The organism is Chryseobacterium aquifrigidense, assembly GCF_006716485.1.
GTDB classification, from domain to species: Bacteria; Bacteroidota; Bacteroidia; order Flavobacteriales; family Weeksellaceae; genus Chryseobacterium; species Chryseobacterium vietnamense.
The window spans coordinates 3,027,266-3,046,349 of record NZ_VFPD01000001.1; the positions used below are offsets into that span (position 1 = coordinate 3,027,266).

At 36.5% G+C, this 19,084-nt stretch carries 15 protein-coding genes; 7 read left to right on the forward strand and 8 right to left on the reverse strand.

All coding sequences use genetic code 11. The features are described from left to right. Nucleotides 1-153: 153 nt before the first annotated feature. Nucleotides 154-1,002 (forward strand): M12 family metallopeptidase, encoded by an 849-nt coding sequence (locus FB551_RS13575; protein ID WP_142017870.1) that lies wholly within the window; start codon nt 154-156, stop codon nt 1,000-1,002. Nucleotides 1,003-1,034: 32 nt separating this feature from the next. Here the strand turns inward: FB551_RS13575 and FB551_RS13580 are convergent, their stop codons facing one another. Next, entirely contained in the window at nt 1,035-3,161 is a 2,127-nt protein-coding gene (locus tag FB551_RS13580; protein WP_142017871.1) for a helix-turn-helix domain-containing protein, read from the reverse strand. 82 nt (nt 3,162-3,243) lie between these two features. Here FB551_RS13580 and FB551_RS13585 point away from each other — a divergent pair, with 82 nt between their 5' ends. Further along, nucleotides 3,244-3,696: a hypothetical protein gene (locus FB551_RS13585; protein ID WP_047434951.1), complete on the forward strand. Its 453-nt coding sequence runs from the start codon at nt 3,244-3,246 to the stop codon at nt 3,694-3,696. 174 nt (nt 3,697-3,870) lie between these two features. Here FB551_RS13585 and FB551_RS13590 read toward each other — a convergent pair whose 3' ends face one another. Beyond that, the gene (locus tag FB551_RS13590; protein ID WP_142017872.1) at nt 3,871-4,407 is read right to left on the reverse strand and encodes a gamma carbonic anhydrase family protein; all 537 of its coding nucleotides are present in this window, start codon (nt 4,405-4,407) and stop codon (nt 3,871-3,873) included. 161 nt (nt 4,408-4,568) lie between these two features. Here FB551_RS13590 and FB551_RS13595 point away from each other — a divergent pair, with 161 nt between their 5' ends. The 3 genes from FB551_RS13595 to hemH are packed head-to-tail and all read left to right on the forward strand — an operon-like array spanning nt 4,569 to nt 7,029. Continuing rightward, nucleotides 4,569-5,447 carry an iron-sulfur cluster biogenesis protein NfuA gene (locus FB551_RS13595; RefSeq protein ID WP_047434954.1) on the forward strand — a complete coding sequence of 293 codons (879 nt, stop codon included), beginning with the start codon at nt 4,569-4,571 and terminating at the stop codon, nt 5,445-5,447. Further along, nucleotides 5,440-5,985, forward strand: coding sequence for an NADPH-dependent FMN reductase (locus tag FB551_RS13600; protein ID WP_226798692.1), 546 nt, complete (start codon nt 5,440-5,442; stop codon nt 5,983-5,985). The genes FB551_RS13595 and FB551_RS13600 overlap by 8 nt, the downstream gene beginning before the upstream one ends. A gap of 15 nt (nt 5,986-6,000) precedes the next feature. Next, entirely contained in the window at nt 6,001-7,029 is a 1,029-nt protein-coding gene (gene hemH / locus FB551_RS13605; RefSeq protein ID WP_142017873.1) for a ferrochelatase, read from the forward strand. A gap of 80 nt (nt 7,030-7,109) precedes the next feature. On the opposite strand, the gene FB551_RS13610 is transcribed toward hemH, so the two are convergent. Next, nucleotides 7,110-9,062, reverse strand: a complete 1,953-nt coding sequence (locus FB551_RS13610) for a M4 family metallopeptidase (RefSeq protein ID WP_142017874.1) — start codon at nt 9,060-9,062, stop codon at nt 7,110-7,112. Between the two features lie 353 nt (nt 9,063-9,415). Beyond that, nucleotides 9,416-10,636 carry a type IX secretion system plug protein gene (locus FB551_RS13615; protein WP_047434961.1) on the reverse strand — a complete coding sequence of 407 codons (1,221 nt, stop codon included), beginning with the start codon at nt 10,634-10,636 and terminating at the stop codon, nt 9,416-9,418. Nucleotides 10,637-10,706: 70 nt separating this feature from the next. Here FB551_RS13615 and FB551_RS13620 point away from each other — a divergent pair, with 70 nt between their 5' ends. Next, complete coding sequence (locus tag FB551_RS13620; RefSeq protein WP_142017875.1) at nt 10,707-11,345, forward strand: MBL fold metallo-hydrolase; 639 nt, start codon at nt 10,707-10,709, stop codon at nt 11,343-11,345. A 385-nt stretch (nt 11,346-11,730) separates the two neighbouring features. Here the strand turns inward: FB551_RS13620 and FB551_RS13625 are convergent, their stop codons facing one another. From FB551_RS13625 to FB551_RS13635, 3 genes are read right to left on the reverse strand one after another with little or no spacing between them, the layout of a single operon-like run. Then, entirely contained in the window at nt 11,731-14,172 is a 2,442-nt protein-coding gene (locus tag FB551_RS13625) for a TonB-dependent receptor (protein ID WP_047435897.1), read from the reverse strand. A 22-nt stretch (nt 14,173-14,194) separates the two neighbouring features. Then, the gene (locus tag FB551_RS13630; RefSeq protein ID WP_142017876.1) at nt 14,195-15,676 is read right to left on the reverse strand and encodes a trehalase family glycosidase; all 1,482 of its coding nucleotides are present in this window, start codon (nt 15,674-15,676) and stop codon (nt 14,195-14,197) included. A 2-nt stretch (nt 15,677-15,678) separates the two neighbouring features. Continuing rightward, a complete protein-coding gene (locus FB551_RS13635; RefSeq protein WP_142017877.1) occupies nt 15,679-16,908 on the reverse strand; it encodes an MFS transporter in 1,230 nt (409 codons plus the stop codon). Nucleotides 16,909-17,031: 123 nt separating this feature from the next. On the opposite strand from FB551_RS13635, the gene FB551_RS13640 reads away from it, so the two are divergent. Next, on the forward strand, nt 17,032-17,937 hold the full coding sequence (locus FB551_RS13640) for an AraC family transcriptional regulator (RefSeq protein WP_047434970.1): 906 nt from the start codon (nt 17,032-17,034) through the stop codon (nt 17,935-17,937). Between the two features lie 294 nt (nt 17,938-18,231). Here FB551_RS13640 and FB551_RS13645 read toward each other — a convergent pair whose 3' ends face one another. Next, nucleotides 18,232-18,786 (reverse strand): thioredoxin family protein, encoded by a 555-nt coding sequence (locus FB551_RS13645; RefSeq protein WP_034694944.1) that lies wholly within the window; start codon nt 18,784-18,786, stop codon nt 18,232-18,234. Between the last annotated feature and the right edge of the window lie 298 nt (nt 18,787-19,084).

A 19,084-nucleotide genomic window follows, 5' to 3' on the forward strand; every position in this document is an offset into this window, starting at 1 on the left:
AAAACTATTGGAATAAAATTTTTGTTTACATCGTTTTGCTTATGTGAGTTTAAAATTAAATAATCGCATTAAAAAATATATTTTAACAAAAATAATTCAATAAAAAGAGAGATATTCATTATATTCGTATACCAAATTTTTAAAAACTTTAATATGATCAAAAAAACAAACAGCCTGTTTTATAAGCAGATGCTGACAGGAAAAACTGTGTTTATGAGTTTTCTTATTGCAGCTACATTTTCCTCTTGCAGTAAAAACAATGAGGAAATTGCTTCTGAAGCTCAAGCCAATGCCTTCAACGCAGACAATGTAAAAAAAGGACAATTGAATGGCCAGGAAATTACCTATGAAAGAAAAAACGGAATGAATTTCTTTCAGGGAGATATTGTTCTTACAGACAAACAACTATCAGAGGGTAATGAAGTTAATAAAGGCGGTGCCAGTTATTCAAGATGGCCTAATGGGAAAATCTATTATACCATTGCCAGCAATATGGGTTCCATTAATATTAATAAAATCAATTCTGCCATCAGCGAGTACAATAATAAAACGAATACGCAGTGGATCTACCGTACCAACCAGTCTAATTATGTTGAATTTATTTTCGGAAGCTCATCAGGATCTGACGGCTGGGCACATATCGGATATCAGGGTGGAAAACAAACCGTTTCTTTGGACCAATATATTTCTGTAGGCTCAGTCATTCATGAAATGGGACATACGGTAGGACTTTACCACGAACATACGCGTAAAGACAGAGATCAATATGTAAAAATCCTGTGGAACAATATCCAAAGCGGACAGTCTTATAATTTCAATATCTATAATTCCGGAACAGATATAGGACCTTTCAATATTAATTCTGTGATGATGTATTGGCCAACCTCTTATTCTAAAAATGGACTGCCAACGATTACCAGAGCTGATAACAGTAATTTTACTTATAGCAGAACCGGATTTACTACCGGAGACATCAATACCATCAATGCGATGTATCCTTAGTTTTCAAAAAATTCATATCAAAAAAAGAACTCTTATGAGTTCTTTTCTTTTTTATAATTATAATGATTAATTAAAATCCTGATTTCGTTAAATTCAAAATGATTGGGCAGTGCATTTTTCCATTCAGTCAATGTTTCATGCGGGTTTTTGTAGAACTCATCTTCAAAAGCCTTGATCTTATCTGAAGTAATGACTCGGGAAATATCCAGTAATCCCTGCTCGGCAAATTTGGCAAGATGGCCGATAACGGTTTCTTTCACCAATCCTCTTGCCAATGCAATTTCTCCTATGGTTTTTCCCTGTTCAAACAACTGGAAGGTTAAAACCTGTGACGGAACTTTAGCAATTTTCAGATTGATTTCTTTATCATTCTTTTCATCTAAAAGTTTCGTTTCAAGAAGGTGAATGTCTCTCAGGCTGTTCAGATATTCTTCAATATCTTCCAGCCAGCTTTTAAATTCTTCGTTGTATTGTTTTAAGCCTTTCGCGCCCTTTATTTCGGCATAAAAATCTTTCAAAGGATCGAAAATTTTATTTCTGATTTCTGTAAAGAAGAAATTAACAGCGCCTTTTGATTTGCTTTCAATTTCGGACCATTCTTCTTTCTGTTCAATAAAATTATTGACTTTCTGAAAAATGATACGTTCCAGTTTTTCAAATATTTTCCCCAAATTAACCGCTTCATGTTTCAGCTGAAGATAAAGCTGCTTGGTTTTAACATGGTCAATATTCTTGGTGACAATGGAAAGGTTATTCCACTCCTCCACTTCTTTCAAAAACCATGTACAGTCTAACGTACGCAATACTTTTCTGATGCTGTAATCATATTTTTCCTGATTCAGGATAGCTTCTACATGATCATTGGCAATAGTATCCGTATGGAAATGCAGAATCCTGTTATCCTTGAAGATTACTTCGGGAGTAATTTTTGATTTTAAAACAATTCCTTCCAAGGTTCTGCAACGGGATAAAGCAACATATACCTGTCCGGCAGTAAAACTTTTCCCGGCATCAATAATCACTTTATCAAACGTTAATCCCTGGCTTTTGTGAATAGTAACGGCCCATGCCAATTTGATAGGAAACTGTTCGAAACTTCCCAACACTTCTTCTTTGATATTTTTATCCGTATCAAGAAAATATTTTTTCTGTTCCCAGGTTTCTCTTTTTACAACAATTTCTCTCTCACTTTCATCCAGAACAACACGGATTTCGTTCTCGTCCAACCCGATAATCTCGCCCAGTTTTCCGTTAAAATATTTCTTTTCACCGGAAATATCATTTCGGATAAACATGATCTGAGCTCCTATTTTCAATTCTAAAAACTGTTCGTTCGGGAATTGATTTTCTTTAAAATCCCCCACCAGTTTAGCTTCATACACCTGAGGATCAACTTTAATTTCCGCCAGTTTTTCCTGGTTGATTTCATCTGCCATTTTGTTGTGAGAACACAGATATACATAAGATTCTTTTCCCATATCAAAATCAGGATCATACCTTTCATTGAGATGATTAAAGTCTATATTATCCACATCGCCGTCACGGATTGCATTCAGAATTTCCAGAAACTCTTCATCAGATTGTCTGTATACTTTTGTAAGCTCAATGGTGACAATTGGAATTTCCTTAATGGCATGGCTGTCAAAAAAGAAGGGTGAATTGTAATACATTTTCAGGATATGCTCATCCCTTACCACCGGAGGAAGCTGAAACAAATCTCCGATAAAGAGCATCTGTACCCCTCCAAATCTCTGATTATTCCTTCTGATAAATCTCAAAGAAAAATCCATCATATCCAGAACATCAGCCCTCAGCATTGAAACCTCATCGATAATGATAATTTCAACCTCTCTCAGAAGCTTCAGCTTATCTTTACGGTATTTGAAATGAGGCATCAGATCGGCAATATTATTAGCCAAACTGGTATCTATCCTTTCTGTAGTAGGAAGAAAGGTTCTTAACGGCAGTCCAAACATGGAATGGATGGTTACTCCTCCTGCATTAATGGCAGCGATTCCCGTGGGAGCTACTACAATATGCTTTTTCTTTGTGCGCCGTACAAAATCATTAAGAAATGTCGTCTTTCCTGTTCCGGCTTTCCCGGTTAAAAAAACGCTTCTGTTGGTATACTCTATTAAGTCAAAAAAATGATTATTCATCTTCGTCAAAAATACGGAAATGAATTTGAATTTCTTACCTTGGCATAAGTTTTGAAAAATTATAAAAAAGAAAACGTTTATTGTGAAAAAAATATTCTTTCATATCCCGGCAATAGTATTGTGTACTACATTAACTTTAGTTTCATGTAATACCTCAAAGAATGCCAATACCAATCTTCCTATTGATATCGCAGACAGACCTGCTGACGAAGACAGTCAGAAATATGAGCAGGCACAGCTGGATAGATTAAAAGCTTCTATTGAATCTGAAGTATCAGGAGAAAAATGTACGGATGCCAGTGAATGGGCATTTGCTCCTATGGGATCAAAAGCCTGTGGCGGACCTCAGCAATACATCGCCTATCCTAAGAAAATAGAAGAAACTTTCTTACAAAGAGTGAATGAGTATACGGATAAAGTGAAAGCTTTTAATGAAAAGTATAATATTACATCTGACTGTATGATGATCACGCCTCCCACATCACTTAAATGTGTCAATGGTAAGATCAGACTTATTACACCAGATAATAATTAACAATAACGCAAAGGTTCTATATCAAATCGAAAAAGCTCTGTCTTCAAACAGAGCTTTTATATTTATTTTAAATAGATCAATGGTGAATTGTGCTTCGTAAGTGAATAGTGCATTTTACTGCCAAAAATAATTGACAAGCGCAGCGAATTAACTATTCGCTATTCGCCAAACAACCTAAAATTGATGATCCTTCACACTCTCCTTATACCATGATGAATATTTCACGTAGTTATCTGCAATTCTGTTCACCTCTCCTTCCAGTAACTGAGCATTAATATCTTTGATTTTTCTTGCCGGAACTCCTCCCCAGACTTCTCCGGATTTGATATGGGTTCCCTGAGTCACTACAGAACCAGCTCCTACAATAGAGTTTTCTTCTACAAGACAGTCATCCATCACAATAGCTCCCATCCCGATCAATACATTATCTTTAATGGTACATCCATGAACAATCGCGTTATGTCCGATAGAAACATTGTTACCGATATTCAAAGGATATTTCTGATAAGTACAGTGCAGCATTGCATTATCCTGAACATTCACCTTGTCACCCATTTTGATATAGTGAACATCACCTCTGATCACTGCATTATACCAGACACTGCAGTCTTTTCCCATTGTAACATCGCCAATAATGGTTGCCGTTTCTGCTAAAAAAGTATTCTCTCCGATCTGTGGTGCTTTTCCTAAAAGCTGTTTTATTAGTGCCATAATATTAATTTGAAATGTGAAAATGTGCCCAATTGAAAATTAAAATACCCTATCTTTTCTGATATCTAACTTCTAAATTACAGTGATAGCAAAAATCTAACTCTCAATTTTCAGCTTCTAACTTCTAATGCGTATTTTTGTATCTCAAATTTAACGAAAAAATGCGTACCGTACTTATAGAACCAACTGAAAACCCAAAAGTGATGAAATTTGTAGCAGATTACAATCTCATCCCGGGTTCTTTAGAACTGGACAGAAATTCAGATATTTCAGAAATTCCTTTGGCACAGGAACTTTTCAATTATCCTTTTGTGGAAAGAGTTTTCATTACCGCTAATTTTGTAGCTGTGGCAAAACAGGATACCATAGAATGGGAACATGTTGCTGAAAGTCTGAAAAATGTGATTGAAGATGAATTACTGGCCAACCCGAGAATTTATCTTCAGAAGAAAAAAGAAATGTATCAGATTTATGCTGAAATGACTCCGAATCCCAATGTAATGAAGTTTGTTTCCAGCAAATTACTGATGGATGGTTTTGTAGAAGTAAAATCGAAAGAAGCTGCTGAAGAAGTTCCTTTAGCATTGGCTATTTTTAAAGAGTTTGATTTTGCAACGGAAGTTTTCATTTCGGACAACTTTGTAGCCGTTACAAGAGATAATTCTGTTGAATGGCACCAGGTGATGATGACTGTTCGTGCACTTATCGCCGAATATCTTCAGAACGGAGGTGAAATTTCAAAAATAGAACCTCAGAAACATGAAAATCCTGTTGAAAAAATTATCAACAGAGATTATACTGAAGATGAGCAGAAAATTTCTGATATTTTAAATGAATATGTAGCTCCTGCCGTAGAAAATGATGGTGGAAAAATTTCTCTGATGGAATATGATCAGGAAAGTAAAACAGCAAAAATGCTTCTACAGGGTGCATGCTCCGGATGCCCAAGTTCTACTGCTACTTTGAAAAACGGAATTGAAAATATTTTAAAGCAATTCGTTCCGGACCTGGTAGAAAGAGTAGAAGCTGTAAATGGATAAAACAGTTAAAATACCTCCCGGAAAGAAAATTTTGGTGATTATTGGAAGTGCTTCGGCAAATTCCAGCAATCAGAAACTGACGGAACAGGTGCTGGAAAAGACAGACAACACAGATTTTCAGCTGTATGCTGATCTTTCTGTTCTTCCGCATTTTGATACCACATTAACTGATGAGGATACTCCGGAAGAAGTTCTGAAGATCAGAGAGGATATTAAAAACTCTGCAGGTGTTATATTTTCTACACCGGAATATATTTTCAGTATTCCCGGAAGATTAAAAAATCTTTTGGAATGGTGTGTTTCCACAACAGTATTTTCTGAAAAACCTGTTGCTGTGATCACCGCTTCTGCCAGTGGAGAAAAGGGGCATGAAGAATTGTTGTTGATTTTAAAAACTCTCGGAGCCATAGCAGATGATAAACATCAGGCATTAATAAAAGGGATAAAAGGCAAATTTGGAAGCAATGGCTTACTGGAAAGTAATACCTTTGCTAAAGTATCAAAATTAGTAACAGATTTTATAACTTCTGTTTCATAATTAAAATTTAGAATATTGAATAAGAAAGGAATTTTACTAGTCAACCTCGGATCACCGAGATCTACTTCTGTAAACGATGTAAAGGAATATCTTGATGAATTTCTGATGGACGAAAGAGTGATTGATTACCGTTGGATCTTTCGTGCCCTTCTTGTACAGGGAATAATCCTGAAAACAAGACCAGCAAAATCTGCCGAAGCGTATAAAACGGTTTGGACGGATAAAGGTTCTCCGCTGATTGTCATCACTGAACAGATTCAGAAAAAGCTTCAGAAAGTAGTAGATGTTCCTGTGGAAATCGGAATGAGATATGCACAACCGAGCATTGAAACCGGTATTCAGAAACTGGTAGATCAGGGAATCACTGAAATCGTTCTTTTTCCTCTGTATCCTCAATATGCGATGAGTACAACGGAAACGGTCATTGAAAAAGCCGAAGAGGTAAGAAAAAAGAAGTTTCCAGGTATAAAAATTAATTATATTCAGCCTTTCTATAACAAAGATATTTATATTAACTGTCTTGCGGAAAGCATTAAGGAAAAGCTTCCCGAAAATTTCGATGCATTACAGTTTTCTTATCATGGAGTTCCGGAAAGACATATTTATAAGACAGATCCTACGAAGACCTGTAATCTTAATGACTGCTGTTCCAGGGATGATAATCCAAGTCATCAGTTCTGCTACCGTCATCAATGTTATAAAACGACACAGCTTGTCATTGACAAATTAAACTTACCTAAAGAGAAGACTATTGTTTCTTTCCAGTCAAGATTAGGAAAAGACAAATGGATTGAACCCTATACCGATGAAACATTGGAAACAATTGGTAAAAAAGGGATCAAAAACCTGGCTATTGTATGTCCGGCTTTCGTTTCTGACTGTCTTGAGACCCTGGAAGAAATTTCTGTAGAAGGAAAAGAGCAGTTCATGCATGGCGGCGGTGAAAATTTCCACTATATCCCATGTCTGAATGATGAAGACCGATGGATTGAAGTTGTAAAAACGCTTTGTGAAGAAAAACTGAATGATTTCTATTTGGTATAATCTTCTTTACTTACAATATACAAAAGGCCGCAGGAATTAACTTGCGGCCATTTTGTTGACATATATAAAAAAATTTGGTGCTATTTTTTAATCAGGTTTCCTGCTTTCTCTCCGTTTACCAATACAATATATACTCCCGGAAGAATATTGGAAGGAAGCTGGATGTTCAGCTTATTCACCCCGTCTGTAATTTCTACTTTCTCAGAAATTTCTTTTTTACCTGTAAGGCTTACCAATTCTACAATTCCTTTTCCTGATTTCCCTTCAAAGTTGATGGTAAATCTGTCGGTTGCAGGATTCGGGCTTATGGTATACAGGGCTGTTTGTGCTGCTGCCACTTTTCCTGAAGGAGAAGTTCCACCTCCTACACCTACAGCATTCCAGGCATTGGTAACCTGTGTTACTTCATTGCTGCCTGATCCATACAGATCTGCGGCTGCCTGAAGAGAATAGGTTCTTGCATTCGCATAGGTAGAAGAAGACGTCAGATAAGTTGTCAATGTTCTGTAGGCAATGGCCCCAGCCTTATCGAGTCCGATTCCGGAAACATTATAAGCAAAACCTTTATCGTTCGTACCTGACCCTCCTGTTACTAATAAATAATACCAGAAATTAAGTACTCCTGAATTGGTATGCACTCCGCAATAGTCATTGGACTGGCTTGGAGTAACACAACCCGAAGTTGTAGTCGTTTTCCAATAGGTTCCCATATAAGTATCCGGCTGGCTGTACGCATTAGGATTGGCCATATTTCTGATTACATAATTGAAATCTTCTCCCAGTGTCCAGCTTGCCTGTGTAGGTCTTGCCCAACGCTCAATGGTATTCCCGAAGATATCTGAAAAACCTTCATTCAATGCTCCGGATTCTCTCTGATAAGCAAGATTAGCCGTTTTAGAAGTGAGCCCGTGTGTAATTTCATGCCCACATACATCTATTGCTGTCAAAGGTTTTCCACCGTTGGTGGTAGAGCTTCCGTCACCATAAGTCATTCTGGAGCCATCCCAAAACGCATTAAAATAGTTGGTAGAATAGTGAACATAAGATTTTATGGCGAAATTATTATTATCAATACTCTTACGTCCGTATTTTGTGTAGAAATAATCCACTGTCATTTCTGCTCCCCAATGAGCATCGGTAGCATACTGATCTTTATTGGTATTAACATTATTCCAGTTATTGTCTGTATCTGTAAAGTCTACCGCAGAAGCATAGCTGGTTCCCTTTTTCAGATTATAGGTTTCTACTGAAGTTCCCGCATTTCTTCCGGTTTCTCTTAAACGATAGCTTCCGTTATAAGAATCTGTGGTGATGTTGCGGGTTCCGCTATATCCTGTAACGGCTGTTCCCGGTGTGTTTACTTCATGAATAATGGCATCTACTCCAAGTACTTTCCCATTTTTAGCATCTACAAAAACATATTGTCTGCTTAATGGTTTTTCAGCATAGATATCAAATTTATAAGCGAGCCTTAAATCATTCAGCTTGTCATCATCAGGATTTGAATAATAAACCAGTTCACCTTTTGGAGTATAGCTTGCATTGGGATCACCGGTTTCTTTTTTAAGAAAATCTTCCTCTTCTTTATTTTTCCATTTATAGGATTCTGCTCCTACAAATGACAAAGCACTCTGTAAAGCTGCATTTTCAGCAAGGCTGGCATTTTTGTCAAGCCCTTTCGGAACTTTAACAACCCATTTTCCGGATTGTCCTACAATTTTGCCGTCTTTTGTTTGTACCGCCATCATTCCGTATTCTACAGGAATATCATTTACGGTCTGTTGAAATCTTTGAGTTTCAAAACCCAATGCATCTTTTTCTAAGCCTAGTTTACGGGCCTGTCCCGGAGAAAGTCTCTGAGAAGCTTCGTCAAATAAAACAGGGCTTCCCTGATACGCAGGTGCATTTTTTTCAAATCTCATAAATTCAGCATGCAGTCCGCTTTTACCCGGAACTAATTTCGATGGAGTGTTTTGTCCAAACACAAAGGAGCAGGCGGCAACACTTGCCACTAAGATAAATTTCGTTTTCATATTAATATTGGTTGATTGTGGTGAAGAATTTATAAACTTTTCACAATAAAACAACAAAAACGATGAATAAAATTCAATTGATATTATAAATCAATAAATAAAACACAATAATGATTTTAAAAAAAAGAAAATTATTTAAACATAATTTTTTCGTAATGTGAATTTTATGTTAAAAAATTTAATTAAAATCAAAATTTTGTGAATTATTTTTTTTCACTATGTAGTGCATTATATTATGAAAAAATTAGTCATAATATAAGATTTGAGAGATTAATTCTTTTCAATACAGACAAAAAATAGGACTATCTTAAGAGACAGTCCTATTTTTTATGTATATTTTAAATTATAATTACTTACCGTTTATTGGCAATGGGGGTTCTGAATTCTCCATATCCCATTAAACCATCATAATTTCTTCCAAATGGCGCATAATAAAGAAAGGCCTGATAAAGGTTTTCTGTCTGCCAGAAATTACCATTCACTTCTCCAAAATTCAGAGCGCCATTTCCTTCTTTTGTAGCCAACACATAGTTATAAAACCCTTGTTTAAGGAATATTTTCGCTACATACTGCTTGGTGGATGCGTCATACTGCATCTGATTTTCCTTGCCTGGCTTATAATTATTAAATCCTCCGAGCACATAAATTTCTTTATCCACAGGATCAGAGTCCAGATAGAAATGAACCCATGAATAGTCAGCTTCTCTTTCCGCATCTCTCTCTCTTCCCAAGTCGTTTCTTCTGTAATACCATGCTCCATTCACATCTGGCTGATACTGATAATTTAAAGGAAACGCCCATACCGGATGAAGGTAAGTCTGGTTGACATCATCTTTTATTTCAGTAGCACGCACCATATCCGCTGCCATGTTCATATTTTTATTATCGAAATAATAAAACTCATTGTCTCCCGGAAAAACAAGATTCATCTGCTGGAATAACACCTGATTTCCTAAAACACTACTAGGCTTAAGATTGGAAATCACCATATTCGGGTTGTTATTCTGCATCACATTCATGGTGATAGAATTGACATTGGAAGAAATATCACCCCCTTTCGGAGAAACATTCACTTCTACCCTCTGATTAACATTGGGATTTTTTGCATCCGCAAATCTCGAAATATTTAAACCCACAGCGGTTACATCTTCTACCAGATAGAATCTTTTTTTGAAAAGTGGCTGGTCTGCCGAATCTTTGTAGACAATCAATTCATAATTCCCTGAAACTTTCAGCTGGATTTTATCATTCGGAAAAACCAGTTTATAATGCGTATAAGCCTGCAATGTATTGAATGAATACTGAAACTGGTCCAGCAAAGCATTCATACTTCCGGTAGCAAATTCTGTAAAAAACAGATTATCTTCATTCCAGTTTCTGTCATAATGCTTGAAGGTATATCTGTAGATCTGACTGCCGTTTGTAAGATCATCAAAACCTAAAACCAATTGTTCACCTATCTTAATTACAGGGGTTTCATCATTAGTCTGAGGATTGAACAGCTGAACACTTTGGATATTTTGTCCAAAAACCAGTCCGCCCAAAGAAAGTAAGAGTATTCGCAAAGTTTTCATTATGACGAAGATAACGAAAAATAGCCATTTTCTTAATAATATCGTATTTTTGAATCAAAAATATTCAGATATGCTTCAGATTCAAGGTTTCGTATTCAACTTTGCGAGTGAAAATACTTATATCATCTATAACGAAAATAAAAATGCCTGGTTAATCGATCCGGGAAATATGAATGCTCAGGAAACTCAGGCTATTCATAATTTTATTACAGAGAAAGAACTGAAGATTCAGAAAATTCTTTTAACCCACGCTCATATTGATCATGTATTGGGACTTCAGTGGGCTTTTGACAAATTCAATGTACCTGTCAGTATGCATCAGGAAGATCAGGAAGTACTGGATATGCTTCAGGCAAGTGGTATGCGGTTCGGAATGCAGATCAACCCTGTAAAAGTGAATATAGAATATGTGAAGGAAGGTGACGAACTGGATCTGGATGGAGAAAAGTTCAAAATCTATCATGTTCCGGGACATTCTCCGGGAAGCGTTGTCTATCACAATGATACACAGAAGTTCATGATTTCGGGTGACGTTCTTTTTGAAGGAAGTATCGGAAGAACAGATCTGTATAAAGGAAATTATGACCAGCTGATCGAAGGAATTCAATCGAAACTTTTTATTTTAGATAATGATACCCAGGTTTTCTCAGGACATGGAAATCCTACATCGATTGGTTTTGAGAAACAGTATAATCCGTTTTTGAAGTAAAAGGGTCGGAGGGTTTGAGAGTTTGAGAGATTGAGGGTTTTAATTGTACCAACGTCTGAAATCAAAACTTAAATCTGATACTTATATAAAAATCATTCTATAAAATTTAAACATAATTAACAGGTCGCTCCTCCGGAGCTTTATTTTACGGTGATCTCATTTTTCTACTAACAGTTTATCCCGATGGGATCAAATTTAGCTCCAATGGGAGCTAACTGTTAATATAACGTATATGTTTTAACGTTAGAGCTCCGGAGGAGCGACCTGTTAATCCATGATATAAATATTGATATTTCCAATGTATTTAGACTTTTTATCGGAAATAATAAAAAAATACAAAACCGTCAGAAATTCTAACGGTTTTGCTGTTATAAAGAAATAGAATTTAGAAATCCAATGTGATGGATGCTCTGGCAGCGGCTCCCATAATAGGTCTTGCCATGATGATTCCGTCTCCATTTGGAGAACCTGCTCTTGGATCACCTTCTGTGATTCCGATGGTATTAAAGATATTGGTTCCATCCACTGCAAAGCGTATTTTCCCTAGCTGATAAGACATTCCCGCCCCAAATTCTGTGAAAGAAGGCAACGTCTGTACGTTCTTTTCATCCTGGAAACGTTTTCCATAATAATTCATACTTACATAGGCTCTCCATGATTTGGTAATATTGACTGCCGGTGAAAGATTAAAATAAAACTTCGGCATTCTTCTTACTACATTTCCTTCAAGAACACTTCCTGCTTCAAGATTCTTATATTTTGGGCTTTGAATGGTTCCATTAAAGGTAACTTCCAAGATATTATTGAATAATCGGGCATAACCTTCTAATTCAACTCCATAATTTTCTGTATTGGCAAATGTATTTTCAGACTTTCCATCTGAGAAGATATCTGTAAATGACAGGTTTTTTAATGTGGAATAGAACGGAATCACTGCTACATCAAAAGTACGCGAGTAATATTTATATCCAACCTCCAATTGGTTTGTTGTTACTGATTTTAAAGGTTTATCAGGGTTTGGATTGGAGAAATAGTTGTAATAAGCTTCCTCATTCGGTGATCTGAAACCGTTAGAAAAACGTGCATACACTGCATTCTCTCTGTTGATTTTATAATTAGCTGCCGCCGTGAAGGATACTTTATCAATATTATAATTCCAATAGGTATATTTGTTTCCCAATACACTCATATTATCATCAGCGGTTGTTGTGTTGAAGCTGTGAGTTCCATCAGTTGTTAACCCTGAATTATTTAAATTCGAACTTGTTGTATTGGCAAAATTTCCTTTGTAATAATCGTGGCTGTAACGAAGACCTCCATTTACACTTAAAGCATCGGTAATGTTGTAATCAAGGTTTACATAAAGGTCATTCAAACTTCCCTGAGTCTGAGTTCTTCTTTGTAAGAATGTCATATCCATTACTCCGTTGTAGGTTTTAGAATACCCATTATCAGACGGACTCATAGAAGGGTTTACCAGATTTAAAAGCTCAGGTCTGTCCGTAGCAGTTGCCAGAACATTACTCCAGTTCCAATATTGCTGAGATTTCCAGTTGGATTTGTAAAATCCTGCGGTAACATTTCCTTTATCGAATTTATAATTGAATTGTAAGTCATTCACGAAGTTATTCATCTGCTTGTCGATTGCCCAGAATCCTAATTTTTGTACATACTCAGGGTTGACAACAGCTCCGTTGCTTACCAGAGAATACTGATAGTTACTCATTCCAAGTCCACCGTCTTTCACAGCATCAGTGGCATATTTAGAAGCTAGTTTTGGGCCTCCTGCCGGGAAAATCCCAGTATAATTCATATTGATATCGGTATATCTGGTTTTGTTTAAAACCGTGAAATTATTTCCAAGATCATATTTAAATTCAGCACCCAATACATCTACTTTCGGATGGATTCCATCTTCAAGATTTCTGTTGAAAAATCCGCCTCCTGCCTGTGGAATATTCAGCTGGCTGATGGCTCTGTAGCTGTAGGTTCCATAATTAGGATCAAACCCCTGGAATCCTTTCAGCTTGTTACCGTTTTGTACCAAAGGAATCGGAAGGAAGAATGTATTTCTGTCATCCAGTTTTTTGTAATATACTTTTACATACCCTTTATCGAAAACATATTTCAGGTTCATTCTTATCTGTCCGCCGTTATTGGCTTTGAAACCTGTTTTTCTGATTCCGTCATCTGTTCTGTAAAAACCACCGACATTAAAAAATAATTTATCCTGAACTAAAGCTCCTCCCACGTTTACATCGGTACGCATTAATCCATAAGTACTTGTTTCAAGTTTTGCTGTACCTCTGAAATCATTAGTTCCTTCCCTGGTAATAAAGTTGATCAGACCTCCTGGAGAATTCGTTGCATAAATAGATCCGGAACCTCCTCTCAAGGCTTCCATACGGCTGACCGAATTGTCTACACGGAAAAAGTTATCTGCATTGGCAAACTGAAGCGCTCCGTCTTCAAAAACCGGAAGACCGTCTTCCTGAACCTGTACAAATTCGTACGCTCCTGCAGAAGGAATCCCTCTTGCAAAAAGGTTGTTTCCTACTTCTCCTCCTGAAGTTTCCACGGCAAATCCCGGAACTCTCTGTAATAAAGCAGCAGCACTGATCGGATTCTGCTTCTGGATTTCTTTGGCACTAAATGTGGAAATCGCTGTACTGGATTCTATTTTTTTCTTTGGATTTGAGTTTCCTGTGATGACAATCTGATCGATAGAGGAAACTTTTGCAGAATCCTGCGGCGTTTCCTGGGCATAAGCATTATTAAAATATAATGTAGCTGTTGCGGCGATTAAAAAGATTGATTTTTTTTTCATAGCCTTATTTTTATAGTTAGTTTCAGTTTTGTTGTAATTGTAAATACACTCCATTCGTCCAACCGAATCCGTCCTGATTGGGGTATTCCCCGCCGCCTGCTATTGTTTCTGTGTCTAATGCATTGTATTTTTCCATCAGTTTCCCGGTATTTTTGTAGACTCTTTCTACATTGGAACACCAGTTGTTTTTAATTTTTTCTGCCAGCTCATCAAAGCCGTAATTTTTCATTGCTTTAAAGCCAAGCCATTGATAAGGAGCCCACGCATTGGGAAGATCCCACTGCTGCCCTGAGTTTTTAGTGGTGGTAACAAGCCCGCCACGATAAAGGAACTTTTCAGCAACAGTGTTGGCAACAGCCTCAGCCTGTTTCTGATCTGCAATACCCAGGAATAAAGGGTAAAGAGCAGCAATATGTTCAGACGGTGTTTTTGTGTTTTTTTTTGTGTGATAATCTTTATAATTGTTAGTATTTCCATCCCAGAAATATTTATTGATCATCTGTCTTCGGCTTGCTGCTCTTTCTGAAAAATAATTTTCTTTTTCACTCAGATCCTGAAGTGCTGAAGATTTTGCCAAAGTCATCTCCAAATGCCATAAAAGGCAGTTCAGATCAACCTGTGCAAGATTCAGAGTTTCTATCGTCTGTATATGTTCTCCGTCCGCAAACCATCTGCTGGAAAAATCCCAGCCTGATTCACAGGCGCTTCTTATATTTCTGTAAAATTCTTCTCCTGAAGCTGTTTCATGATCTTCAATATCGATCAGATAACTTTCGGGACGTGGTGCATTTTCTGCATCATAATAACGGTTCAGAATATCTCCGGCTGCTGTTCTCACCACTCTTTTTACCCTGGCATTGTTTTCAAGCCCTTCTTCACCATCCATCCAGAAAGCATATTCTTTGTCCAATGTTTCATGGTATTGTGTATAAATTGTTTCATCATGCGTTGTTTCAAAAAGGAGATCAAGCATTAATGAAAAGTAAGGAGGCTGCGATCTGCTCAGGAAATGCGTTCTGCTAGCATTCGGAACAAATCCTACATTTTGGATCAGGTAAGAACAGTTTTCAATAATGTTTTTCATCATTTCCACTCTGCCGGACACTTGCAGTCCAAGCATGATAAAATAACTGTCCCAATAGAAAAACTCATTAAAACGGCCTCCGGGAACAATGTAAGGTTTAGGTAATTTTAAAAGAGTACCCTTTTCTTCATACGCTGTACGGGTAAGCTCATCCCACAACTTTTCGATATGTTCACGAATGGGAAGCTGGTCTTCTCTCTGCACAGAAACTCTTGCCCCTAAAAAGTCAAAATGAGTCATCACAAAATCTTTCAGATCAAAACCTTCTGCATTTTTTGATTGTTCATAGTCCTCATTGATCTTTGCTATGGGAAACAGAGGAACTGCATCCGTCATCATTTTCTGATCTTCAAAAATTTCAGATCTCTGTACATCATCAAACAGACTTTGAATTTCGTTTATATAAAGCTGATTACTCATTGTTATTTTTTAGGATTAATTTTTAATTTATTCATGAAAACCGCGGAGGTGATCAGTAATGAAAGCGGAATCAGGGAAAGATAAAATGCCTGCTGACCGCTGAACTCCTGAAACACAAAACCGGTGATAATAGAACCGATAGTTCCTCCGATTGCTGAGAACACAACAATCAGTCCTGACATCGCACTGTGCAGATATTTCGGGATAGATGCCAGAATTACAGAATTAATGCTCGGATAAATGGGTGCCAGCAAACCTCCCATCAAAGGAAATAAATAAACAACCAAAGGAGCATTCATCCAGTTTGTATTCGTATCAATATGAATATTATGGGTCAATGGTAAAACCAACAGTAAACTGATAGCAAAACCAACTACACAGAAAGAAACCACATAGATCCAGCTGAATTTTTTGGAGAAGAATCCCGATAAAAATCTTCCCAATGCAAAAGCTCCTGCTAAAACGGCACCTGCCTGGATACTCATAGAAGTAGGCACTTTTAAAATTTCTTTATAAAAAGTAGGCGTCCACGTCTGAAAGCTTTGCTCTACCAATACAAAAAGAAAAGCACATAATAAAAAGCACAATACTTTTTTATAGCTGAATAAACTTACACTGTTTTTTAAATCACCCAAGAGGTCTGTTTTCTCACTTTTAGCTTCCTGTTCGTTCAGTTTTGAAAAGAATAAGAATAAAAAAGACAGCGTTGAAAGAGCTCCCAGCACCCAATATACATTCAGCCATTCTGTAGATTTCGGATTATGATCATCAATATATAAGCTGAACAAAACATTTCCTGCCAATACTCCGACCATAAAAAAACCTTCCAGAAATCCCATAAAACTGGAATGTTCCTTATCTGTTTCCGTTACCAGCCCGATAGAGGTAAAAACCGATATTTTGATTAATGCAAAGGAAACTCCTACCGTTGCAAATAATAATTTGAATACCCAAAAATCATTGGTAAAAGGCATTACAAAACACATGCAGCTTACCAAAAGCAAGGCGGTCAGCATTGATTTTTTGATTCCTATCTTCGGAAGAAATGAAGCCAGAATGAAAGAACATATAGCAATGGGAAGATCTTTGAAGCCTTCCAAAACACTGGCCGATGATTTTGAAATTCCAAAGTTCTGCTGTACCTGTAGAATGACTGTTCCTACAGAATTCAGAAGAATGGCAAAGACAAAATAGTTTAAAAATAAAACGGCCTTGATGTTAAGATTTCTCATTCAGGTTATTTCTTGTCGGCTAAGATAGAAGCATTTGTGTTAACGATAATTTAACACAGTAAATGAATATTTGAACTATATTAATATATTTACTATTTTTAGTAATTAAATATGATTAATTAAATGAAAGTTACTTTTGAAAGGGTTATCCCTAATGAAAAGAGTTCATTCCGCACGATTCATAATAATTCCCCTATTTCAGAATTCAAATGGGAATACCATTATCATCCCGAAATTGAGCTGGTATGTGTGATTTCCGGGAGTGGTACCCGCCACGTGGGCTATCATAAAAGTAATTATACGAACGGAGATCTGGTACTCATCGGATCGAATATTCCTCATTCCGGATTTGGCCTGAATTCTATTGATCCGCATGAAGAAATTGTCCTCCAGTTCAAGGAAGAAGTTCTACAGTTTCCTCAGCAGGAAGTAGAAGTAAGATCCATCAAAAACCTGTTGGAACTTTCAAAATATGGAATTCATTTTCATCATAAAGTTAAAAAAGTAATGCTTCCCAAACTGAAACTGATGCTGGAATCTGAAGGCTACAAAAGATATTTATTATTGCTTGAAATTCTTTTTGAACTTTCAAAATGTGAAGATTATGATCTGTTGAATAAAGAAATCATGCCCTACACCATTATTTCAAAAAATAAAACCCGCCTTGAAAACATCTTCACTTATGTAGAACATCATTACGACAAGGAAATTGATATTGAAGACGTGGCAAAACTTGCCAACCTCACTTTACCTGCTTTCTGCAATTTCTTTAAAAAAGCCACCCAGATTACGTTTACAGAGTTTGTGAACCGCTATAGAATTAATAAAGCATGCCTGCTGATGGCGCAGGACAGATCTATTTCAGAATGCAGTTATCAATGTGGATTTAATAATGTGACCTATTTTAACAGAATGTTTAAAAAATATACAGGAAAGACTCCTTCTGAGTTTATCAGAAATTACTCTCATAATAAAGTGAATGTGGATCTGAAGGTTGAAAAGGAGACTAAGGTTAAAGCAAGTTTTTAATAGTAGTATAAATTCCTGAGGACAATTCGTATGGTTATACTAAGCGTTATACTTGTCCATTCCGTAGGAATCCAGGCTTACATTTCAGAAGTTTATAATAAAGGAATGCAAACTGTGTTGAGACTCTACGGAGTGACAAAGCGTAGGAAGAAATTTACTATGTATTAAAAATCTGCGTCATCTGCAAAATCTGCGAGAGAAAAGAACCCTGCAAGAAACAAAAAAAGCTACCCCAAAAGAGCAGCTTTGTATTATTGAGTAAAACCAGTAACTAAATAAACCAGCAACCAGTAATTATTTCCATTTAATATTGCATCCCATGCTTGGTCTTTGAATTTCTTCCTGAGCTTCCCCAGCCAAAAGATTTTCAAAAGCAATAATCAGATCTTCTCCGGTTACATCTTTATTATTTCCAGGTCTTGAATCATCCATCTGGCCTCTGTATACAAGGTCAAGCTTATCATCAAAGAAATAAAAATCCGGTGTGCAAGCGGCATCATAAGCTTTAGCTACAGCCTGGCTTTCATCAAACAGATAAGGGAAATCAAATCTCCTTTCAATCTGGAATTCGATCATTTTTTCCGGAGAATCTGCCGGATATTTTTCAATATCATTAGCATTGATAGCAATGAATTCAATTCCACGCTCGTTATAATCTTCGTACAGTTCATTGATCTTATCAATCACATGAAGAACAAACGGACAGTGGTTACACATAAAGATCACCAATGTACCTTTTTCTCCTTTCAGTTCATCCAAAGACTGAAGTTCATTCGTTTTTGACGGGTTAGGAAGTTCAAAAAACGGAGCTTTTGTTCCTAATGCCAGCATATTTGAGGGAGTATTCATATCCTTATTTCTTTAGTGGCAAAGATAATTATTTCTTTTATTAATTGAACTGAGTTCTTAAACAGAGATATTATTTTTGCAGGGTAAGGAAGCTGGAAGCTGCAGGAAGGAATACTTTCAGGTCTCAAAAATAGTTATAGTCAAATTCTATTATTCAATTTATTTACCTCAGAAATAACTTCCAGCCCCCATTCTTCCAGCTTCCCGGCTTTGGTATATTATTTTTAAAAAGTCGGTAAATCTATAAAACTCATAATATCCCTTGGAAGTTATATTAAAAAGTTTGTAGTTTTGCTAA